Origin of the sequence: Salinimicrobium profundisediminis, assembly GCF_026241755.1 — a bacterium.
In the GTDB taxonomy this organism is placed as follows: Bacteria; Bacteroidota; Bacteroidia; order Flavobacteriales; family Flavobacteriaceae; genus Salinimicrobium; species Salinimicrobium profundisediminis.
In genome coordinates this window covers 101008-125280 of record NZ_JAPJDA010000001.1, presented here as the reverse complement: position 1 = coordinate 125280, position 24273 = coordinate 101008, and the positions used below count along the sequence as shown (strand labels likewise).

At 40.1% G+C, this 24273-nt stretch carries 15 protein-coding genes; 7 read left to right on the top strand and 8 right to left on the bottom strand.

Annotated features, from left to right (window positions below; genetic code table 11):
- Nucleotides 1-6: 6 nt before the first annotated feature.
- The 8 genes from OQ279_RS00510 to OQ279_RS00475 all read right to left on the bottom strand — a co-directional run bounded on the left by OQ279_RS00510 (nt 7) and on the right by OQ279_RS00475 (nt 14685).
- Nucleotides 7-2790 (bottom strand): DUF8487 domain-containing protein, encoded by a 2784-nt coding sequence (locus OQ279_RS00510; RefSeq protein ID WP_266067791.1) that lies wholly within the window; start codon nt 2788-2790, stop codon nt 7-9.
- A 92-nt stretch (nt 2791-2882) separates the two neighbouring features.
- Entirely contained in the window at nt 2883-4088 is a 1206-nt protein-coding gene (locus tag OQ279_RS00505; RefSeq protein ID WP_266067790.1) for a glycoside hydrolase family 27 protein, read from the bottom strand.
- Nucleotides 4089-4157: 69 nt separating this feature from the next.
- A complete protein-coding gene (locus OQ279_RS00500; protein ID WP_266067789.1) occupies nt 4158-6641 on the bottom strand; it encodes a glycan-binding surface protein in 2484 nt (827 codons plus the stop codon).
- Between the two features lie 107 nt (nt 6642-6748).
- A complete protein-coding gene (locus OQ279_RS00495) occupies nt 6749-7819 on the bottom strand; it encodes a hypothetical protein (protein WP_266067788.1) in 1071 nt (356 codons plus the stop codon).
- Nucleotides 7820-7842: 23 nt separating this feature from the next.
- Nucleotides 7843-9384: a RagB/SusD family nutrient uptake outer membrane protein gene (locus OQ279_RS00490; protein WP_266067787.1), complete on the bottom strand. Its 1542-nt coding sequence runs from the start codon at nt 9382-9384 to the stop codon at nt 7843-7845.
- A gap of 7 nt (nt 9385-9391) precedes the next feature.
- Nucleotides 9392-12511: a SusC/RagA family TonB-linked outer membrane protein gene (locus tag OQ279_RS00485; protein ID WP_266067786.1), complete on the bottom strand. Its 3120-nt coding sequence runs from the start codon at nt 12509-12511 to the stop codon at nt 9392-9394.
- 288 nt (nt 12512-12799) lie between these two features.
- Nucleotides 12800-13795, bottom strand: coding sequence for a glycoside hydrolase family 5 protein (locus OQ279_RS00480; protein WP_266067785.1), 996 nt, complete (start codon nt 13793-13795; stop codon nt 12800-12802).
- A gap of 17 nt (nt 13796-13812) precedes the next feature.
- Entirely contained in the window at nt 13813-14685 is an 873-nt protein-coding gene (locus OQ279_RS00475) for an AraC family transcriptional regulator (protein ID WP_266067784.1), read from the bottom strand.
- Between the two features lie 188 nt (nt 14686-14873).
- Between OQ279_RS00475 and OQ279_RS00470 the strand changes: the two genes are divergently transcribed.
- The 7 genes from OQ279_RS00470 to OQ279_RS00440 are packed head-to-tail and all read left to right on the top strand — an operon-like array spanning nt 14874 to nt 24272.
- Nucleotides 14874-16022, top strand: a complete 1149-nt coding sequence (locus OQ279_RS00470; protein WP_266067783.1) for a glycoside hydrolase family 26 protein — start codon at nt 14874-14876, stop codon at nt 16020-16022.
- 15 nt (nt 16023-16037) lie between these two features.
- Entirely contained in the window at nt 16038-17873 is a 1836-nt protein-coding gene (locus OQ279_RS00465; RefSeq protein WP_266067782.1) for a sodium:solute symporter family protein, read from the top strand.
- Between the two features lie 11 nt (nt 17874-17884).
- The gene (locus OQ279_RS00460; RefSeq protein WP_266067781.1) at nt 17885-19075 is read left to right on the top strand and encodes a glycoside hydrolase family 130 protein; all 1191 of its coding nucleotides are present in this window, start codon (nt 17885-17887) and stop codon (nt 19073-19075) included.
- The gene (locus OQ279_RS00455; RefSeq protein ID WP_266067780.1) at nt 19075-20265 is read left to right on the top strand and encodes an AGE family epimerase/isomerase; all 1191 of its coding nucleotides are present in this window, start codon (nt 19075-19077) and stop codon (nt 20263-20265) included. The genes OQ279_RS00460 and OQ279_RS00455 overlap by 1 nt, the downstream gene beginning before the upstream one ends.
- Nucleotides 20266-20268: 3 nt before the next feature.
- On the top strand, nt 20269-21513 hold the full coding sequence (locus tag OQ279_RS00450) for a glycoside hydrolase family 26 protein (protein ID WP_266067779.1): 1245 nt from the start codon (nt 20269-20271) through the stop codon (nt 21511-21513).
- A 17-nt stretch (nt 21514-21530) separates the two neighbouring features.
- Nucleotides 21531-22844: a glycoside hydrolase 5 family protein gene (locus OQ279_RS00445; RefSeq protein ID WP_266067778.1), complete on the top strand. Its 1314-nt coding sequence runs from the start codon at nt 21531-21533 to the stop codon at nt 22842-22844.
- A gap of 21 nt (nt 22845-22865) precedes the next feature.
- Nucleotides 22866-24272, top strand: coding sequence for a glycoside hydrolase family 140 protein (locus OQ279_RS00440; protein WP_266067777.1), 1407 nt, complete (start codon nt 22866-22868; stop codon nt 24270-24272).
- Nucleotide 24273: the final 1 nt, after the last annotated feature.

Here is a 24273-nt window from a genome sequence, read left to right as displayed (position 1 = left end):
CTATTTCTACAATATTTCAACCAATTTTTCAGTATTGATCTTATAAGCAGGATTAAAAATATCGCTACTCATATATCGAAGAATAGAGGTGTAAAGTTGATCAGCTTCAGGGATTCCCTTCAACTTGTTGAGCTGCGACATACATACCAGCAGTTTCCCTTTCCCTACTTTAAATTCAAAGATCAAACCGAGTTTGTAGTTTCTTTCAAGATTATCAATGACCTGTGCGATGGGTGAGTAATTGTTCTCTGTGCTATCGAGGATCAATGAGTTACTGGCTTTCAATATAGAAAACCACTGCCAGTTCGTGTGAAAATCTGTTGGGAAAGAGTTGAATAGCGGATGCTCAGGTTTAGTTAAAATTCCAAGAGTGCCTGGAGAGACAGGTTTACCTATGCGTTCGCTAATACTTTTAAACATACCGTAATTCCAAAATTCTGGTGGGAAATGTCCCGAAACACTTTGTTCCTTTACATCTTCCGTCTTGGGAAATAATAGCACTTTACCACCATTTTTTAATACATCAATGGTCTGCAGATCCAATTTTTCTGAAACAATGATTTCTTCTGGAACATCTATCTGATTAGCTGAAGGGTATACCCATAGCGGGTAAGAATTAGTATATGTGGTATTAGCGATTTCCACCTCAAGATCCAGTCTCTCAGATTTATCTATTGAAGAAAGATCTACCTCTATAACCCCTACGGAAAAGAGTCCCCCATTTACCATTTTTAGATTCTTAAATGTTCCTTTTTCAAGAGGTGTTCCATTTGATCTTTTTAACTTCCAGTCCAGGTCGCTGTTGATAATGGTATTAGAATAATTTACAACGACTGCTTCAGCTTGAAAAATTTCACCACTGGTCCAGGTGAACTTTGGGAATTTCAGTAAAACAACTACATCATTACAGGACTGTCTCCAGGTTTCTGGCGTTATTACTCCCTTGCTGTCCATAAAAGAATCCAGGATGCCTACCATAGCTGTGCCCTGACCAGGGAAATCCTGCAGGTCAAGTAATTGGAAGCCGGCCATGCCTTCAGTCTTCAGGGCTGCTTCCATTTCAGCTTTGTAACAAATGGCAGACCAGGCGCCGGAAGCTTTCTGAAAAATACTGTCCATACCCTCCATTCCGGATTCTTTCAGACTTTCCCGAAATTTTTCAAGGTTCCACGCCTTTAAAACTCCGGTATATTTATTTATTTCATCATAATCGGGATAGATTTGATACTGCCCTATTTCATGGCTTATAAGCGGAATGTCCAGCTGATTAACAGCATAAGAATAATCAACCTGCGTCAAAGGTTTTTGGGTATTGAGAATACCTCCATCATTTGAATCGGCAAAGGCATGGGTGAGTCTGGTATGTGTGAGAATGGTGTCACCATTTGAAGGGGTTCTGGAACCTACGTAGAATTCAGAGTAATCACGTGGTGCCACATAACCTATATTGTTATTAGAACCCATAGTATATAATGGTCGATCATCATGTTTTTTTAAGTCCAGCATGTTCTTTTCAACATTCTCATGGCCGCTCCAAATCTCGTTTCCCGGGGGAAAAAGTACAAATGAGGGATGATTAGCGTAGGCCTTAAGCAATGCGAGTCCTTCTTTTCTCTGCATTTCGGCAACTGAATCGGATTCTAAACCTCCCCAAAATGGTAGTTCTACCTGTAAATAAATTCCTTCCTCATCGGCTGCAGTAAAAGCAGCTTTGGGGGGCGTGTAGGAATGGAACCGGTAATGATTGATCCCGTACTTTTTTGCAATCCTGTACACCCTTTTCCAATCCTCAACGTTCATTGGTGCATAACCAGTTAACGGAAACACAGCGGCATCATGTTTTCCTCGCAGGAAGGTAGTTCGCCCATTGATAACAAATTGGGTGCCTTGAGTTTTGAACTCCCGCATACCAAAAGGAACTTTTAGAGCATCCTTTTCTTCGCCGCCAGAGACTATAGCGGTTAAGTGATAGAGGGGTTGTTCGTACTCATCCCACAGATCTGCCGGTTCCTCAAAGACGTACTCCAATTCTATTCTTGGCTCCGGTTTAACTGTAATTTTTCGGGCTGGTAACTCCTTTGTTTTTCCACGGAATTTCTTTTCGATTTTAAGTACCACTTCCAGCTCTTCATGTAGCATCGGATTGTCTACCTCCAGAAGTATTTTGATTTTTTGATCTGCAACATCAGGATATACCCGAATATTGGAAAGACGGGTTTTTGATGAGGCTTCGAGGTAAATATCTCCTAAAATCCCGTTCCAGTTGGTCTGACTGTCATCTGAATAGATATGTACATTCCCGTACGGCGTAAGATCAAGGGAGTTATCTACCCTTATTGTTATATAATGTTCTCCCGGAGACAGGTACTGTGAAGCGTCAAAGACCTGCGGGGATTGTAACAGCTGCGAACCTCCCAACAGTGTACTGTCGATCCATATTTTTGAGGTTTTGGTTCGTTCAAGGAATAAGTTGATATGTTTGCCTTGAAATTCTTCAGGTACAGTGATCTTTTTTCTATACCAGGCAGCCCCTTCATATCTGTAAAGCCTGTTTAAATGTGCTGTTGTAGTGTCTTTGTTGCGTATTCCTTTCTCATTTGAATCTGTTGTCCCCGGTAATTGAACTGAATTATCAAAATTGGTTAAATACCATTTTTCATCAATCCCAAGGTTTGCACTATCCAGTGCAAACTGCCATTCTCCTTCTAAATTTTGCAGAGCCCTGTAATCCTTTTGTTTTTCGTCACAGGATAATAGAATCAGAAAAGAAATGAGATATAAGAATTTCATTGGTGTTAACTAAAGATGAGCTGTGCAATTGAACAGGGATAAAATAAAAGAGGTGTCAAAAATACCTTTTTTGACACCTCTTTTTGATGGACTTATTTTCTTAGTCGTACCATGAGAACATCATGAGAGTCTATTGTGGCTTTTAAATTTTTACTGGTATCACCAATATCATTGTGGTTGTAAAGGTCTCGAATCTTATACTTTTTGTTTTTTATATCCAGCTGCCTGTTATGTAAATCGTCACCTATTTGATGTTTATTCCAGTCGAAATCAATAGTTCTGGGTGCATCTGCCATATTTACAATCACCATGGCCCATTCATCGTCTGCAAGGGGTTTTACCCAAATTTCAAAGTCTCCTTCATTGGTGAAGCGTAAAGCTGGTATCCCCAATTTATCCTGATTTACTGCAATTACTTCTTTATTGGCAAGCGTCTTCACAGTTTCTTTTGAAGCTGTTCTAAGATCGTTCCCCATAACTAAAGGAGAAGTGAGCATACTCCACATTGCAAAATGAGATCGGTTTTCGGCATCAGTAAATCCATTTCCTACTTCCATCATGTCATAGTCATTCCATTGCCCGGGACCTGCTGCCTTCCGGATATTGCTGCGCATATTTATGATGGGCCATATACCCCATGAAGACCAGGTGCCATGACCTACTTCACAATCCCAGCAGTTAATAATATCTCCTGTAACCCGCCAAAGGTGGCCAATATCCTGAGCCCATTTCCATGGCTCATTATCTCCCCATTCACAAATGCTAAGCACTACCGGCCTTCCTGCTTTATAAAGAGCATCACGCATGGTTGTGTAGGAAGCTTCAGCATTTTGCTTCCCGGTGCTGCACCAGTCATACTTTAAAAAGTCCACACCCCATTCAGCATATTTTTTGGCATCCTGATATTCATATCCTCGATTTCCAGGATATCCGGCACAGGTTTTAGTGCCGGCATCACCATACAAACCGAACTTAAGCCCTTTGGAGTGTACATAATCTGCCACGGCTTTCATACCATTTGGAAATTTTTCTGGGTCTGGAACGAGGTCTCCATTTTCATCCCTTTCCCTGGTCATCCAACCATCATCTAGAACGATGTATTCATAACCGGCATCCTTTAGACCCAACTCCACAAATTTATCGGCAATATCTTTTACAAGTTGTTCATTGATATCTGTGGCAAATGTGTTCCAGCTGTTCCAGCCCATAGGAGGCGTTTCTGCGAGCCCGTCAAATTTTTGTGCAAATGTATTCAGGCTAATCGTGAGAAATAGGAGTAATATGATGTTATTTTTCATGCTTTATAATTTAAAAATATTCCCTGCCGAAGATCGAACAGGGAATATTTTAAGGCTAATTCATTTTATTTATTTTTTTTCAAATCTTACATTATCAATGGCGAAATTGAGAAGGATATCGGCACCCTGGAAAGCCATTCCAAATTCGGCATCTACAAGACCAAAATCTGGTTGTCCTAACGCTGAAACAGGAATCGTTACCGTTACCCAGTTTCCTTGAGTATCAAAAGCTTCTCCTGTTTCTTCCCACGGCTGCCAGTTGTAAAATGCGTCTACTCCCGTAGAGGCATTAAACCTAATTTTGAACATACCGTCATTGATAGGTTCAAAGGTGGCTAGGTCGAATTTCAATACATAATCATCCACATTGGAACCAACCATATCTGCTCCGTAGAAAGTGTCATCGTTTCTCCAGAACAGCTCAAACCATGCGTCTGATCCTGTTTGCTGGTTGATTCTTCCGTACTTGCTTCCGTCTAAAGAAACAGCAGGATTATCTTCGGGCTCAACAGCTCCCCAGTATTTACCTTTATTATCCCAGTCAAAGAAAACAGCATCGGTATCTGCAACAGGGTCTGGTCCGCTTCCGCATCCTCCCGGAGTGTCAAAACGAACATTGTCTATGGCAAAGTTTAGCAGTACATCTGCACCTTCGAAAGCCATTCCGAATTCAGCATCTATGAGACTAAAATCTGGTACCCCCAGCACGGAAAGCGGAATCTCAATAGTCTCCCATCCATCTGTACTAAAAGGTTCACCTGTTTCTTCCCAGGGCTGCCAGTTATAGATGGCATCCACCCCGTCTGAATCCTTGAACCTGATTCTAAACATTCCGTCGTTGATAGGTTCAATAACATTAATTTCGAACTTTAGAGAGTAACCCTGAAGATCATCTCCAACAATAGCGCCTCCATTAAGGGTACCGCCATTTCTCCAGAAAAGATCCTGCCATCCTGTTCCGCCTGTCTGGAAATTAGCCCTGCCATAACTGCTGCCATCAAGGCTTATAGAAGCATCATTTTCGGCTGCTACGTTACCCCAGTAAATACCTTTGTCATCCCAGTCAAAGAATACCAGCTCAGGATCACCAACAGGACATACCCCGCCTTCATCTGAAGGGAAGCCAAGTGCCTTCACCAGTTCGTTTGGTACAAGTAACCTATTGATCTCATGAATAACTCCATTGGTAGCTCCAATATTAATCATCACTATGGTTGATGGAATAGCATCCTCATAGGTGGGTTGTAATCGTGGATTATCTCCTGAAAGATCTACGGTGAAATTATCTTTATGTAGAGTAGAAATACTCAGTCCGTCTTTAAGTTGACTGGACATGATAACACCGGAATGTAAATGATATTCTAAAAGACCTTTTAGAAGTGCTATTTCTTCCGGAGTGTCAAAATCTTCCAGGCTTTCAAAATTTTCAATGACAGCAAAAAGCGCAGTAAAAGCATCGTTGTTAGGTATAAATGCCGTTAGCTCATCTTCTGCCAGCATTGTGGATAATCCTGCTTTTTCTGCAGCAGCAAGGAAGGAAGAGTAACCTTTGTCTTCAGCCCGGGCTTTGATATCCAGGGTTGCACCCAAAATGCTTTGGAAAACATTTTCAGGTAACAAAACCTTATCGATTCCGTGCATTACTCCGTTTACGGCCTGTACATCTGTAAGGACAATATTCGCGGTATCATAACTGGCATCAGAAATTATTGAATTATCGTCTACAGCAAAGCTGTTTCCATCCATAGCGATAAATTCAGAACCCGGAACCAGTGCAGAAAGTGTATTGTCCCCTGGTACCACATGATACATCAGGATTTCCTGAAGCGTTTCAACCGGTACATCTTCTAAAGTGGCCCATCCAAAAGCTCCGTTGAGCCGGCTAATCAAGTTTTCAAAGGCTGCATTTGTGGGAGCGAAAAAGGTGATAGGATAGGATTCATTTTCGGTGTCTCTAATGGAGAGCGTTTCGGTTAATCCTGCTCTTTCTATGGCAGCTGCCAACATTGAAAAATTTGGATTTGCTTCTGCGTGATCGGCTACTGTAGGAGGAACTAAAACTCCATCAATTACATGCAGCACTCCGTTGGTAGCACCAACATCTGATGTGCCGGGCTGGACTGTAGCCATGCCATTGAGAGAAATTCCTCCTTCTGTGTTTATAAAGAGATCAAGAAATTCACCTTCGGGACCTGTAGCCATTGTGGGTGCATATCCTGTAGATAGGTTATGGCTAAAGTCAGCCGTTAGTGTGCTTATCATATGATTTAGCACGAGGTTTTGAGTAACTTCAGAGTCTACACTGGAGAAAGCGGCGTCTTGTGGAGCAAATACGGTATAAGTTGTAGTTTGTCTAAGAATAGAATCAATATTCGTTTCCACTTCCCCCATAGCTCCGTAGAAAGAAGATAGGTTAGGAGTGGAGGAAATAATTTCACTGAGGTTGCGAGGATCATCCCCCAACTGTGGATAGAGGTCATCTTCCTTCTCACAGGAAACGAAGCCCACTACTGCCAGTAAAATTAAAAGAGAGTTTATTTTTACTTTTTTCATCTGATTATGGTTTGATTAAATGGAACCGGAATTTTGGTTTTTGAAGATTGGAAAGTAGCTCGCTAAACCTCCTTCCGGTCCCATTGTCTATTCCTTTTTATTTAGGTTTACAGAAATCCAAAGTCATCTACATAAAAGATGTACTGTGGCAGGGCTGTGTTAGTTGCTTCCTGGAAATCAATTCTGGTAATAAGTGCAGGAGCACCACCTGTTGGATACCAGTCTCTAAGAGGAATAACATATTTAGTCCATTGTCCCTTGATCAATTTTACCTGCACAGAAGCTGCAAAATCATTTAGAGCGATATTCACCAGTTGGCCTTCTACTGTTCCATACAAAGAAACAGTGAGCGCCTGATAATCGGAGTAAGGGATGTTCGTTGTAGATAAAAAGGTTAAACCAGACCATCCTTCACGATAACTGGCAATAGAGTACTGCCCAAGTGCCGGATCGGTATTCTCTACATCAAAAGTTCCGCCCCATTGGCTCATTTCCCAATCGGGGTTAAGCGCATCAATGAAAATGGAGTAACTAAAGCCATAAGACTCTGATTGTGCTACTGCTCCTCTGGCAGTTTCCAGGTAAATGTATGCCTGTTCTATTCCGTCTGGTACTTTAACTGTTACCTGGGTTTCAGAAACAGAAAGGATTTCTGCTTCACTTTCTACAAGGTTTCCATCTTCGGCAGTACCCGAAACAAAAGTAACTTTACTGGTTTCAGAAAAATCACCTCCAATGAGTGTTACGGTTTTTATACCCTCAGTGGTGGTAGCTTCAGTAAAATCTTCAATAGTGAGAAGCGAGAAATCATAAGTGGTCTCCCCGTGAAGATTTACAAGTCTCAGGGTATTTTCCTGCCCTACATAAGGAGCATTTCTTGGTACAGAAGTGAATGTAAGATCATCCTGGGTTAGTGCAGGGTTAAAGCTGGCTCTTACGCCATTAAACCATATTTCGGTAAGGGAAGAAAAATTCTTACCTCTAATGATATAGGTGTTCTCAAGTACTCCCTGTGTAACAGGATTATCTTCTCTAGCTTCACTTACACTTGTGATCACCGGAGGTTCACTTCCACCCTTTATCTCCTCGACGTCAAAGTCGCTTTCACAGGAAGTAAAAGAGCATATTACCAGGAGAAGTAAAAGAAGGGGGAATTTTGTGTTACTACTAAATTTCATAGTTTTTGTTTTAAGCTTTAGAATTAGTTTTCATCACCAAAGTCAAAGGGTACCGGCGGTTCTAATAATGCCGGGTTGTTTTGAATTTCGTTACTGGGGTAAGGAAATAACAGGTCATCCATGGTTGGAGTGAACTTCTCTGAAAAAATAGTAGGAGGAGTAGTAGAATCATCAAAAGTCCCTTTTTCCTGTGCTGCAAGGAATGGAATTGAAAACTCTGGTCCTCTTCTAATTACGTCGTACCAAAATTCTCCCTCAAGAGCAAGCTCAATTCTTCTTTCCTGGAAAACATCTTCACGAGTGTAAGACTCAAGAGCTTCAAGTTCTGCTCTTTCCCGTACCTTATTAAGGGCTTTGAGACCTTCATCGACAGGACCTCCACCCATTATTGCTGCTTCAGCTTTAATTAGGAGTACCTCAGCATAACGAATGATATAAGTGTTGTTGGGATAACTCATCATTCCTCCACCAACTTTGCCCACCACATACTTTTTGATTCCTACATTAGTTCCCTGAAAGTCGATGTTGTCGGGAACTGTGTAACCGCCATTGATATTTGGATATACTGCACCGGGAGCCATGATAGTACCATAATAGCGCGCGTCATTATCTTCGTAGGCGTCTTGCAGGCTTATGGAAGGACCTAAAGCAGACCAGCCATCGGCAAATCCAGAGATGCCTGAAGAACCATAAAAAGACTGAAGGGAATTTCCTTCTGAATACACTCCAGAATCTGTCCATTGTAAAGCAAACACAGATTCTACATTATTATCATTCTGTACGAGGAATAGATCATTGTAATCTTCCATAAGGCTGAAGGCGCCCGAGTTGATCACTTCGTTTGCAAGTTGATAAGCCATAGACCAATTCTCCTGATAAAGATGAATTTTAGCTAACATAGCCTTGGCTGAGTTGCTGTCTACTCTCCCGGTTTGGTACTGTGAAGTCTGGGTTCTATCATGTAGATTTTCCACAGCAAATTCAAGGTCACGCTTTATAAATTCATAAATATCCTCTACACGATTTCTTGGAACTACGGGTTCAAGTACATATTTGGTGTTATCTTCAAGAATAGGCACTGTTCCAAAGATGCGAACGAGATAAAAATATGCTGTAGCACGAATCATTTTGGCTTCTGCAATAGAGTTATTGACAACATTTTCAGGAACCTCTGGGCTTACCTTTTCAGGAAGCGTATTGATCACCGAGTTAGATTGAGCAATAACTGCATAGAGACTTTCCCATGCCTGTGTCAATGTTCCATGTTCTCCGGTAATAGCGAAAGTTTGAAATTCTGAATTTCGGGCATCCCAGGTACGGGCGTTACCCGAGGCCAACTCTCCTATGCCCCATGAAACATTACTTATAAATGAAAACCAGGGTCGGGAATAGAGGTGATTGGCTGCAGCTTCTACTTCAGCTTCGGTTTGATAAAAATCATCAACGTTATAGGCATCTTCTGGGGTCCTGTCCAGAAAATCGTCGGAACAGGAGCTCAGAATCAGTGCTGTAGTGAGTCCTGCCAGCACGAGTACTTTTTTGGTTCTAAATAATTTCTTCATCATATCAATATTATAATTCAACATTTATTCCAAGCGTAAATGTTCTTGGGGAAGGATAACGACCGTTATCAACTCCCATCAAGAGAGTATTTTGGTTATATGTTCCAACTTCCGGATCGTAGCCGTAGTAATTGTCAAAAGTGTAAAGGTTCTGGATACTTCCGTACACCTTCAGGTTATCCATACCAAACTTTTTAGCAGTCTCTCTTTCAAGTGTGTAACCTAAAGTTACATTTTGAATTCTTATATAAGAACCATCTTCAATATACCTGTCAGACATGATGATGTTTGGGTTTGATTCACTACCCCTTACAAGACGAGGTTGCTGCCCATCTGGGTTTGCTACTGACCAGTAATCAAGAACGATTGGATCCTGGTTAACATAGTAACTGCTTCCTGCTGTAAGGGTTCGTTTTACACCACTAAAGACGTCATTACCATAGGATCCCTGAAGGAAAACTCCTAATTCAAAATTCTTATAGCTGAAGTTGTTCTGGAAACCAAAAGTGAAATCGGGATGAGGGTTACCAATAACAGTTCGGTCTTCACTATTAATAACGCCATCACCATTGATGTCTTCATACTTGATATCTCCTAACCAGGTAGTGCCAAAGAGTTCGTCTCTTACAGGTCTTCCAAATTGGATAGGTGCATTTTCAAGGTCTTCGAGAGTGCGGAACATTCCTGCTACTTTATATCCGTAGAACATACCCACAGGCTCTCCAACCTGGGTAAGAGTGACGTTCATATTAGAGTCACTTATATAAAGCGCCTGGTTAATCTTTAGATCTCCCAGAAGCTCTGTAACTTCATTTTTATAATGAGAAAAGGTAAGTGTACCACCATAATTAAAGTCTGATTCTCCTAAAGTTTTATAGCTTATCGCCAAATCAATCCCTTTGTTCACCATTTCTCCAAGGTTGATCCATGGGGCGGCAATAGCACCCGGTGACTGGCCTCCAGTTACAAAGTCTGTTACAGCGTATTGGAATAAAAAGTCTTTAGAAGTTTTATGCCAAAGTTCCACGGTGGTGTTTAACCTTTGGTCAAGTGCAGAGAAGTCCAGTCCAAAGTTGGCCATAACCGATGATTCCCAGGTTAGATCTTCATTCTTATAGTTAGCGTATTCAAAACCTGTACCTAATCCCGTGTTCATCGGGTTTAGAACTACACCATAGGCAAAGTTGGGAATGTTTTGATTTCCTACCTCTCCATATCCTCCATAGATTTTAACATCTTCTAGAGTAGTGAAACCTTCCATAAATGCCTCTCTGGAAAGTATCCATGAAGCAGCTACTGAGGGAAAATAACCCCATTTATTGCCCTCTGCAAACTTGGAAGAACCATCTGCTCTTAAAGAGAGGGTTAAGTTATATTTATCATCAAAGGTGTAAATCGCACGTCCAAAATAAGACTCTAAAGCAGAGCTACCTATGTATTGATCTACAAGGTCATCTGCATTTCCCTGGCCGAGTACCGGTAGCTTATTACTCACAAATTGTCCGTCTACTGCGGTGACGCCTTCCCAGCTGGATTCCTGTACTTCCTGCCCCACAAGAACAGTTACCGCATGCTTATCAGCAAAAGAATTGTTATAAGTAAGCAGGTTCTTTAAGATCCAAAAGGTGCTGTTTTCCCGAACAGCCTGGAAACGGTTTTGTCCGCTTTCGATGTTTCCGTAAGAATACGTAGGTTGAAAGTAATCTCTCAGGTTATTGCCAACATCGCCACCTATTTCTGTTCTAAAGGTGAAATTGGCAGGCAAATCAAGTTCTACAAAAATATTACCTAATACCCTGTTTCTTTCTACATTGTTTTGAATACTTAACGCTTCAGCAATAGGGTTACGGGTTCCGTAGGCAATTTCATCCGGAGTTACAGGTCCGGCGAAAGATCCGTCTGGATTGTAAACTGCTGTGGCGGGATTGTTGAGAAGCGAAAGCGAAATGATCCCATTACTTTCGTTGTTCAATGTGATCTTATCATTTGTTCTACTGGCAGAAATATTTACTCCTGTAGATATCCAGTCTTTAATATCGGCATTAATATTTGCTCTTACCGTCATACGGTCAAATCCAGAACCAATAACAGTACCTTCCTGATCGGTATAGGAGGTGGAGAGGAAGTAATTGATTCCTTCTTTTGCTCCTGAAAATGCGAGCTGATGGTTTTGTAAAATTGCGTCATCAAAAACTTGTGCCTGCCAGTCAGTTCCATTGCCAAGAAGGTCTGGATTAAGGAACTCTATTTGTTGATTTAGGTTGTAAATCTCTCCAATGTTGTTTTGGTGGAGAGCATATTCCTGTAGGTTCATAACGTCCATCTTATTAGTTGGACGTTGTAATGCAACATAAGTATTGTAGCTTAATTTGCTCTTGCCTAATTTCCCTTTCTTAGTGGTGATCAACACTACACCGTTTGATCCTCTTGAACCATAAATAGCGGTAGCTGAAGCATCTTTAAGAATGTTGATAGATTCGATGTCATTCGGGTTTAAAGCAGCCAGGGGACTTAGCCCTTCGGCACCTGCTTCTCCCGAAGTGGGCACTCCATCAATGATGTATAGTGGTTCACTAGAACCTGTAATAGAGTTTACCCCGCGTATTCTTACCGACACAGCTGCACCGGGCTGTCCCGAGTTCTTTGAAATAGCTACCCCGGCGGCACGACCTTGCATAAGTTGGTCTACGCTTACCTGTGGTACGTTCTCCAGTTCTTCTGAACTAATTCTTGCTACAGAGCCCGTAATATTTTCTTTTAATTGAGCCCCATATCCAATGACTACTACTTCTTCAAGTGCCTGGGCATCATCATTTAATGAGATATTGAAATTTTGTCCCGGAGTTACTTTTAACTCCTGGGTTACAAAACCTACATAGCTAAAAACGAGATCTGTTGGTCCCTCTACAGTAATTTGAAAATTTCCGTCAAAATCTGTTGTGGTACCATTTGTCGTTCCCTTTTCGATTACGTTTACTCCCAAAAGGGGTATTCCATTACTGTCGGTCACAGTACCATTCACCTTCTCTTGTGCCTGTGCCATAGTTGCGGTCGAACAAAAGATCAGCATGAGTAAAATCTTGCCATAGCGATAGAAAACGTTTTCGCTCTTGTTTGGATTTTTGTACATAAGAATTTGTGTTGTTAATATTTGTGGTTAACTCGCTAAAGATTTCGGAAGCTTTCCAACCGAATATTTGTTATATCTTCAGAACTGGAAAAATTTCCTTAGTCAAATTTAAAGCACATGTTAAGCTGTTGTTAATATTATTTTATCATTTAATGATGATATTTTTTCCCTATTTCGAAAAAGATTCTCCTTATTATAAGAATATGTTACAGAGGCAGAGTCTGTATAATAGAGTGCCTTAGTAGTGGAGAGAAAAATAGGGTGTGGAAAAGACTTTTTTAAGAGGGATTAATTCCGGGAGGTTAGATGTGATCTCACCAGTTTTCCTGAAGCTGAAATATTCTTTTCCTGGTTTATTTCTGAAGGTTTGGTCCCGGGTAGAAGCGCTGCAGAAGACTCATCCTTGTCGGCTATAGACCAGTTAGCCCATGATAGATTGTGTTGCTCCATAAAATCCATCCATTCCCCCGTTTCCTGTTTGTAAACAGGCCCATCTCCGTTGGCATTTGTAGTTCCAAATTCAGTAACAAAAATGGCTAAGCCTTTGTTTATTGCTGTTAAGGCTGTATTTCTAAGTTCCTGTCGATGCGTCCCGGCATAAAAATGAAGTGTATAGGCTAAATTCTCTCCTTCTACCGGGTCTTCTGCAGCAATATCTACCCGTTGAGACCAGTTAGGAGTACCAAGGACAATGATGTTGTCTGGGTCGTGTTGGCGAATAGAAGCTACAACCTTTTCATGATATGGTTTCAATACTTGTGGCCAGGAGACGTCAAGAGGTTCATTGTAAATCTCATAAATGAGGTTTGGGTAATTTCCATATTCTTTCGCTATCTCAGAAAAAAACTGTTGGGCTTCTATCAAATGATCTTCAGCATGATGATCATGCCAGTCCACAATTACATAAATATCCAGGTCTATTGCTGCTTCTATTATTTTTTTAACTTTTTCCTTTTCCCTCTCCGGGTGGTCAAGGTATCCTTCATGTTCTATCGCCATGGCTGCCCTTATGAGTTGAATATCCCATCCTGCTACGAGATTCTCTACAGTTTCGCGATTATAATATTGTGATTGCCACTGGCTCCAAAACAAGGACATCCCTTTTAATTGTACAGGTTGGCCTGAAGCGTCAACAATTTGTCCATTTTTTACTTTTAATTGCGAATGGGTGGCTACGGGAGTAACATTTTCTTCAGGTGAATTCTGAATTTCTTTTTTTGAGGAACAGTTGTTGTTTAAAGAAAATAGGATCAGGAGAAGAGAAAGTAGTTTTAAGTTTTTCATAATAGAAATAAATTGGCTTAGAGTACTCTTTTTATTCCGCTAAATTCCTCTCGATATTGGGAAGGAGTGCAATTTTTGCTCTTTTTGAACACTCTGTTGAAGTTGGCTATATTATTGAAGCCACATTTAAATGCTATCTCTGCAATACTTAGATCTTTTTCTATTAACCATCTGGAAGCAAAACCTATACGAGTGTCATTCACATATTCTATTAATGTCTTACCTGTCCTTTTCTTAATGAAGCGGTTGAAGGAAACAGGACTCATGTTAACTAGTTCAGAGATCTTGTTTAGTGAAATTTTATTTTGATAATTCTCCTGAACATATTCATAAATAATCTTGATTTTATCGCTGTTCTCAAAATTTTTATTATCTGAAGTGTAGGAAGAAAGCAAACGTTGATTTCTGGAGATCGCCAGATCCTGAAGAATGGAAATTAACTCTAGAAAATAATCAATACTGTCAATTTTAGAGAGGCGTAAAATTTTTGGAGTTACCTCTTGTGATATTTTTTCAGAAAAAAGTATTCCATGAGCAGAACGATCAAACATATCTTTAATAGGCTTCATTATTCTTCGGCTCAAGAGTCTCTCGTCAAAAAGGTCATTGTGAAATTGTATGGTTATCTCATGAATGTTCTTATTGCTGCAATTGTGAAGTTCCCAGCCATGCTGCAAGTTAGGCCCTACCAAAACCAGTTCAATGTTTTCTATATCTTCCATGCTGTCACCAATAATTCTTCTCACTCCTTTCCCGTTCAGAATAAAATTCACTTCATATTCTGGATGAAAATGTATTGGAAAATCGAAATCATCCTTAATTCTATCAAAAACAAGAAAACTATCTTCAGGGGATAAGGGGGTGATTTCCCTATGAGCTTGTGCAGTCATTTATTCTAAATTTTGTGTTCTGGAAAAAATTTCATTATTAAATGACAAAATCATATTAACCAATATCCTTTTGCTGGAGTAAATTTGAACATCATAATTTTTTGTGCTTATAAATGGGATTATCAAATTCTGGTAGTTAAAGATAAGCCAATATTTATTAATATAAAATATTTTGTCAAAACAGAAGTATGAAATCTACACCAGGCATAAAGGATTTTATCAAATACCTTATAGTTTTATCCCTTTTAGTTCAGAATGTTGGTTGTAAATCTATATCAGGTATAGATTATAACGCAATTAAAGTTTCAGATATCCAGGCAACAAATTCTACTAAATTGCTTTACCATAACATTCAAAGAATTTCCAGGAAAGCAATTGCATTTGGTCATCAGGATGCTACGGCCTATGGGATTGGCTGGAAGCACGATGAAAACTCTGAAGTCTTAAAAAGTGATATTAAGAAAGTAGTAGGTGCTTTACCTGTAGTTCATGGTTATGATATTGGGCATATAGAACTTGGAAAGGTTCATAACCTTGATACAGTTTCTTTTGATCTCATGCGAAATCACATTCAGAAGCTATACGACAAGGGTGCTATAATAACAATGAGCTGGCATCTGGATAATCCTGTGACCGGTGGAAGTTCCTGGGATAAAACCCCGGCAGTTCCTGCAGTTTTAGAAGGAGGGGAGCAAAGAGACATGTATGTTCTTTGGGTAAAACGACTGGCAGAATTTTTTAATTCTCTGAAAGATAAACAAGGTAATGTTATACCCATAGTATTTAGGCCTTTTCATGAAATGAATGGTTCCTGGTTCTGGTGGGGCGGAGACAATGTCTCTCCAGAAGATTATAAGCAGCTATGGAAGGAGACTCAACAATTATTAAAGGAAAACAACGTACATAGCTTATTATATGCCTATTCTCCTAACACCATTGGTAGTGAGGAAGAATTTGAGAAATATTATCCCGGAGATGATTTTGTGGATATTCTTGGGGTTGACATCTATAACCACAGCTGTAATGAAGCTTTTACCAAAGATGTGAAGAGGAATTTAGAAATTGTAAAAGAAAAGGCATTATTAGCCAATAAACCTTTTGCGCTCACCGAAACCGGGAATAATAATTTCGGAGAAGATCCTCTTTGGTGGACTCAGACATTGTATCCCGGGATTAAAGATTCGGGCGCCGCATGGATGTTACTTTGGAGAAATGCACGGCCATCCCATTATTTTTCTACATATCCCGGTGAAATTTCAGAAGAGAACTTTAAGGAATTTGCTGAACTCGAAGAGATCATTTTTCTGGATGAGGTGAAGGAATTAACTACTAATTAATTGAAGAGCCCCCCTATGTTACAAGGTTTAGATATTGCGATAATTTTAGCTTACCTGGTTGGTACCATTTTAATTGGTCTGGCATTGAGGAAAAAAGCTCAAAAGAGTAAAGATGACTATTTATTAGGAGGAAAAGATCTGCCCTGGTACATGCTGGGGCTGTCCAATGCTTCTGGAATGTTCGATATCTCTGGAACAATGTGGCTGGTAACACTCACCTTTGTTTATGGGTTAAAAAGTATTTGGATACCCTGGCTGTGGCCTGTCTTTAATCAGGTGTTTTTAATGGTATTTCTGGCCACCTGGCTTCGTAGGTCACAGGTAACTACAGGTGCAGAGTGGATACACTTTCGCTTTGGTAAAGGTCAGGGTGGAAATAGATCTCACACCATAATTGTCATTTTTGCCATCTTAAGCTGCCTTGGATTCTTAGCTTACGGGTTTATAGGATTGGGGAAATTTGTAGAAATATTTATTCCCTGGGAAATGGTTTCGGCCTACGTTCCCTTTAATGTTCCTGCTGAATATATTCCGCACTTCTACGGTGTGATCTTTACAATGTTCGCTGTTTTCTATTCAGTTTTAGGAGGGATGTCGGGAATAGTCTGGACCGATCTTCTGCAGTATTCAATTATGACAGTCTCCTCAATTGCTATTGCAGTAATTGCATGGCAGGCGATGGGAGAGGGAAGTATGAATGTCCCCGAGGGATGGATGAACCCCTTATTTGGATGGGAACTTGATATTGACTGGACCGGAATTATTGATGAAGTCAATGAGAAAATTGCGTCAGACCAATATTCCCTTTTTGGACTGTTTTTTATGTTAATGGTCTTTAAAGGAATTCTTTCCAGCATAGCAGGGCCTGCACCCAATTACGATATGCAGAAAATTCTTTCCACTAAGAGCCCTCTTGAAGCAGCCAAAATGAGTGCGTTCTCCATTGCAGCTTTAATTCCTACAAGGTATTTAATGGTGGGGGGCTTTTCGGTACTCGCCATTCTTTTTTATGATGACCTAAGACTTGAAACTGCGGGTATTCTCGACTTTGAGAAGATCTTGCCTGCAGCAATTGGTCAATTCGTGCCGGTAGGGCTGCTTGGTTTGCTCCTGGCAGGACTTTTGGCTGCTTTCATGTCTACTTTTGCCGGTACTCTCAATGCTGCTCAGGCATACCTCGTTAATGATATCTACTTGAGACATAAACCTCATGCTTCCCAGAAGGAAGTGAAGAAAATGAACTATGGCAGTGGAATGGTGGTTGTCCTTATAAGTATCATCCTGGGCTTCTTTGTGCTTGATGTTAATTCTATATTACAATGGATTGTTTCAGCACTTTATGGTAGCTATGTTATTTCGAATACCCTTAAATGGTACTGGTGGCGTTTTAATGGTGAAGGCTATTTCTGGGGAATGGTTTCCGGTATTGTTCCGGCTATGATCTTCCCGCTCATCACCGATACTCTCGATCTCTATTATTTTCCTGTCATTCTGCTAATCTCCATTATTGGAAGCATCATTGGAACTTTCACCGCTCCTCCAACCGATGAGCGAATTCTTAAAGATTTCTACGTGAAGACAAGACCATGGGGATTTTGGAAGCCTATTCTGGAAAAAGTAAAACAGGAGAATCCTGAAGTAACCCGAAACAAGAATTTCTCAAGAGACATGTTTAATGTTTTAATAGGGGTAATTGCACAAACTGTTCTGGTACTCATTCCACTTTACCTCATTTTACATGAAAATATTTCAATGATAATTTCAATTGCAGTACTCGTGATCTGTGTTTTCATCTTGAAGAAAAACTGGTGGGACCATATCAAAAAAGAAACTGGAGTAAATATTAAATAACCCTACAAAAAATGTCATCAAATAAACAAAAAGAATTAATGAGTAAAATACCTCAATACGAGCAACTCATAAGAGAACATAAAGAGTTTATTCAAATTCCTAATATACCTTCTCAACAATCTAATGGAATTGTACAGCGCTATAAAAATCCCGTTGTTACAGCAGCTCACGCACCACTTCACTGGAGGTATGATTTTAATTCTGAAACCAATCCTTTTGGTCTGGAAAGGATTGGGGTAAATGCCACTTTTAACCCGGGCGCTATAAAGTGGAACGGGAAATATGTCTTGGCAGTAAGAGTGGAAGGTAACGATCGCAAATCTTATTTTGCAATGACCGAAAGTCCTAATGGCGTTGATAATTTCCAGTTCTGGGACAAACCTGTGGAACTGCCACAAACAGAAGAGCCCGACACCAATGTTTACGACATGAGGCTTACGCAGCATGAAGATGGATGGATCTACGGTATATTCTGTACAGAAAGAAAAGATAAATCCAATCCCGATACGAGCGCAGCAGTTGCGAATGCGGGAATTGTTAGAACCAAAGATCTTCTAAACTGGGAAAGATTGCCCGATCTTATTTCCAATTCCGGTCAACAACGAAATGTAGTCATGCATCCCGAATTTGTGAATGGTAAATATGCACTTTACACCCGACCACAGGATGGTTTTATTGAAGTTGGAAAAGGTGGTGGTATAGGTTTGGGGTATATTTTAGATATGACAAATCCTGTTTTAGAAGATGAAAAGATCATCAACCATAAAATCTACCATACCGTGTACGAGCTAAAAAACGGTCTGGGACCGGCACCTATTAAGACCGAAAAAGGCTGGCTACATCTGGCTCACGGTGTAAGAAACACAGCTGGAGGTTTAAGGTATACGCTTTACTTGTTCATGACCGATCTTCAGGATATTTCTAAAGTAATACATCAACCTGCCGGTTATTTTATGGCACCAAATTATGAAGAGACTGTTGGTGATGTCCCTAATGTGTTATTTGGAAACGGCTGGATCAAAGATGAAGATGGTAAAGTTTTCATTTACTATGCTTCTTCCGATACCCGAAGCCATGTGGCAGTTTCTTCAGTCGATAAGTTGCTGGACTATGTAATGAATACTCCGCAGGACGGTTTAACTTCAAAAGCATCGGTAGATACTATAATAGAATTAATAAATAGGAATAAAGAATTGGAGTAATGACAAATTCCACATCACAACTCAAGGCTGAACTTTCTGCAGAACTGGAAAATATTCTGATGTACTGGAAGGAGTTCAGCATTGATGAAAAGAATGGAGGATTTGTAGGTCAGCGAGATCATTGGAATAAAGAAGTTGTTGGAGCTTCCAAAGGAGTAATTCTTAACACCCGTATACTCTGGACTTTTTCGGCCGTTGCTAATCAGAAAGGAGAAAAATTTGGAGACTTGAGGTCATTGGCCGATCGGGCTTACGGGTATCTAAAAAAGGCATTTCGAGATGACATTTTTGAAGGGGTATACTGGGAGTTGGATGCCCTGGGTAAACCTCTTAATAAAAGAAAGCAGATCTACGCACAGGCCTTTGCTATTTATGCGCTTTCTGAATATTACATTCTTTCAGGAGCTGAAGATGCCAAAAATTGGGCAGTTGAACTATTTGAACTGGTAGAGCAACATGCTAGAAAGAAGGAATTTAATGGCTATTTAGAAGCTTTTCAGGAGAATTGGTCTCCCATAGAAGACATGAGGCTCAGTGAGAAGGATAAGAACTCAGCCAAAACAATGAATACTCATTTGCATGTGCTTGAAGCTTACACCACACTGTATAAAATCACAAAATCTGAAGCTGTCAAAGAAGCTCTTGACAATCTGATTGAACTTTTTCTTCAGAAATTCTATGATCCCAAAAATCAGCATTTTCAGCTCTTTTTTGATAATCAGTGGAACCGGGAAGGAAATGTGATTTCCTACGGTCACGATATTGAAGCAATCTGGTTAATGATCGAAGCTGCAAAAGCTTCAGGAAATGAGGATTTGATCAAAAGGACTCAGGATATTGCTGTACCTGTGGCAGAAACTTTTTTAAAAGAAGCCCATGTTCAAAAACAGGGAGTAATCAATGAGAAGGATCTGGACTCCGGGAAAACAGATTTAGACCGGCATTGGTGGCCTCATGCCGAAGCTATGGTAGGACTGGAATATGCATATCAGATTTCCGGAGAGGAAAAGTTTAAAGATGCGATTTTTGATATTTGGACCTTTACACAAAAGCACATTATAGACCATCAAAACGGAGAATGGTTCTTTAGAATCGATAAAAACCTTCAACCTTATACGCAGGAAGATAAACTGGGCATGTGGAAATGTCCTTACCACAATTCACGTGCGTGTCTCATCTTAACAAAATAAACTATGAAGAGAGTTCTTTTGTACATGTTTATGTCTTTGATTTTCGCGAGTTGTAGCAAAGATGAAGATCCAATTCAAAACCCTGATCCCATCCCGGTAGATCCTGTAGATCCCGTTGATCCACCTGAAGAGGAGGATTTTGTTCTTCAGCCTGAAGATACAAGAACCTATATGGTTGATGCCTCGGCTACTGAAGAGACTGTCGCCTTCTTTTATCGTTTAAAAAATCTTTCACGAACTAATTTTATAGTAGGACAACAGGATGCGTTCAATGCCTTCTACGGAAATAATGCAGGAGATTCTGATATCAAAAAACTCACAGGCAGTGATCCAGGTTTATTGGGGTCAGATTTTATGTTTATAACAGATAAAAATAATAATGGGCAGCCAGATAACTGGTTCTATCAACAAGAGCAACAAATTATAGCAGATGCTGTAGATTCTTACAACAAAGGAATGGTCAACCATTTTACCTGGCATTTACGTGAGCCTTATGAAGGAGACCATTTTTATACCGTGGAAATGACCGACTTTCAAAAGGCTAATGCTTTTAAGAGCATACTGCCTGGTGGAGCTAATCATGAACACTACAAACAAAAACTTCAGAAGATTGCTGAAGTAGTTAAAAATCTTAAGGGGAGTGACGGGAAATTAATACCTATAATTTTTAGGCCTTTCCACGAATTTGACGGTGGATGGTTTTGGTGGGGAGCTCCTTATTCTACCGCTCAGGAGTTTAAAACCCTTTGGCAGTTCACTGTAGATTTCTTGAAAGATGAACTTAATGTACACAACATTCTGTACGCCTATGCACCCGATAATTCTTACTCAACAGCCACTACTTACTTGCAAAGATATCCGGGAGATGAATACGTAGATATACTGGGAATGGATAATTACGGCGATTTTCTTCCCGGGGATGCATCAAAACTTTCAGCTGCAAATGCAAAACTGAAAATGATTTCAGAGCTCGCAAAAGATAAAGTCAAAATTGCAGCCATGACTGAAACCGGGTTGTTTATACCAGATAGTTCCTTACCGCTCAATTTTTATTCTGAGAATCTTTATAACGTTCTTACAGACAATGACGTTCAGATTGGTTTTGTAATGTTCTGGCAGAATTCTGAAAATGTTTACACTGTACCGGTGCCGGGACTTGAAGGTGAAGAAGACTTTCTCAAATTCGTTCAAAAAGAGGAACCTCTCTTACTTCATGAGATGCCAAATATGTATAATCTACCCAATTAAAACTTTAATAGATCAAGATGAAAAAAATATTTTTGTTAACACTGGCTTCAGTTATTCTTATATCCTGCAGTAGTGGAAAAAATGTAGAAAAAAGACCTGCTCCAATTAGTGTTAAAGATGGAATCTTTTACAAAGGCAGTGAACCTTACTATTTTATAGGTGCCAATTACTGGTATGGACCATTAATAGGAGCCCAAAATATTGGAGATAGAGAAAGACTCATCAAAGAGCTTGATCTTATGAAAAGCCAGGGTATTGATAACTTGAGGATCCTTGTTGGGGCAGAAGGTGGTACTCAGGATTTTCAAGTCAAGCCTGCATTGCAGCCCCAGCAGGGGGAGTATAATCAGGACCTGCTCGATGGTCTTGATTTCCTTTTAGCCGAAATGGCAAAGAGAGAAATGTATGCTGTACTTTATTTAAACAATAACTGGATATGGTCAGGCGGAATGTCAGCCTATCTTGAATGGAATGGATATGGAGAAGTTGCCAACCCATTCCTTGATAAATATTCCTGGGAAGATTATTTTCAGTACACCCAACAATTTCACACCTGTACCCCTTGTAGGGAAGCTTTTATAGATCACGTGAAATTTATTGTGGGTAGAACAAATCAGTACACCGGCTTAAAATATACAGATGATACTACCATCATGTCATGGCAGGTAGCTAATGAGCCTCGAATTTTTACTGAAGAGGACAGGCAGCCATTTAGAATCTGGTTAAAGGAAGTGGTTGACCTTCTGGATAATCTGGATCAAAATACTCTTATCTCTACAGGAGCCGAGGGGAAAGCCAGTTATCTTCAGGACCTCAATGAGTATGAATCTTTGCATTCCAACCCAAAGATAGATTATTTAACTGCTCATATGTGGCCAAAGAATTGGGGCTGGTATGATATTGAAAATGAAAAAGGAAGTTTAAAAGTTTCTATTGATAATGCTTACAATTATATTAGTGAGCATGTAGAAGTAGCTCAAATGTTGAATAAGCCTATTGTTCTTTCAGAATTTGGCTTTCCTAGAGAAAAAGAAAGTTTGGCTTTAACTGCCTCTGTAGAGAATAGGAATGAATTTTATGAAGCCTTATTTTTAAAGCTGAAGGAAAGCCATAATGAGAAGGGGCAATTAGCAGGAGCAAATTTCTGGGGCTTTGGCGGATTTGCCAAAACTGACCAGAAACGTGGAAAATGGGAAGTGGGAGACGATTTCAGTGGAGATCCGCCACAAGAACCACAAGGATTAAATACGGTTTTTGCACAGGATGAATCTACTCTCAAATTGATCAGAGATTACAATAAAATGATTAATCCAGAAGCTGTTCAAGATTAGACGCTCTAAATAGAGTAAAAGATGATAACCTGCTATGTCATTTCAATACCTTTTAAATACAGTAAAAGTAGTTTACTGTCACTTTTACCTGTTTTGTTTTTAGGTTTGCAATTAACTGCACAACAGCTGCCTTTCCTGAAGCTAAGTGAAGACAGATCTTATATTGAGACTGCAGGAGGAGATCCTTTTTTATGGCTGGGAGATACTGCCTGGGAGCTGGTTCATCGTCTCGATCGTGAGGAGGTGAAAAAATATTTAGAAAACCGGGAGGTAAAAGGGTTCACTGTCATACAAACGGTGATCTTAGCAGAAATGGACGGACTTAATACTCCCAATGCCAATGGCGATAAACCCTTAATTGATAAGGATCCTACCCGGCTAAATGAAGCATATTTTAAATACCTGGATTTTGTAATATCAGAGGCAGAAAAACATGGTCTTTACGTGGGGCTTTTACCTGCCTGGGGAGACAAGTTCAATAAAAGATGGGGTGTGGGTCCGGAAATTTTCACACCTCAAAATGCCAGGGAATATGGTAGATTGTTGGGTAAGAGATATAAAGACTATCCAAACATCATATGGATATTGGGGGGAGACAGGATCCCTGAAAAGAATGTACACTTTGAGATCATCCGGGCACTTGCCCAGGGCATTTCAGAAGAGGATAAGAATCACCTGATAAGCTATCATCCTTCGGGAGCAAAACTGGCTTCAGACTTTGTAGATGAGAGTTGGCTGGATATAGATATGTATCAAAGTGGGCATTCCAGCACTGCTAAAGAATATCAATATTCTGAAAGAAGCAGGGATAAAAATATCAAGAGACCTGTTATCAATGGAGAAGCCAGATATGAGGATATCCCGGACCGGTTTTGGGAAAACAAAGATTTCGGCCGGCTGGATGAGACAGATGTGAGGGTCTCTGCATATTGGAGCCTTTTAGGAGGTGGGGCAGGTTATACTTATGGTAGTAACGATATCTGGCAAATGTACGATCAGGGCAAAATACCATCTTTAGAGGCTAGGCTTGGCTGGAAAACAGCCCTTAATCTTCCGGGTGCACAACAAATGAAATATCTGCGGGAACTATTTTCCTCTTTGGAATGGCAGAATATGGTTCCGGCACCCGAACTTATTTCAGGTTCCAATCCTCAAGATGAAGGTTACATCCTGGCCTCACAGGCACCAGACTTTGCGTTGTTCTATTCGCCGGAAGGTCGGTCTATAGAGGTAGATCTTCAGGAATTAAATTTTCTGGGATCAAATGCCTATTGGTTTAATCCGCGCCAGGGGATAACTGAAGAAATTTTAGCCGGGAAGAGTTTTAAAAATGGTATTTTTAAACCACCAACTTCTGGTAGAGGTAATGATTGGTTACTTGTGCTTCTTCCTGATTCTCAAAAATTTAAACTAAAAAAACTTTTTTAAC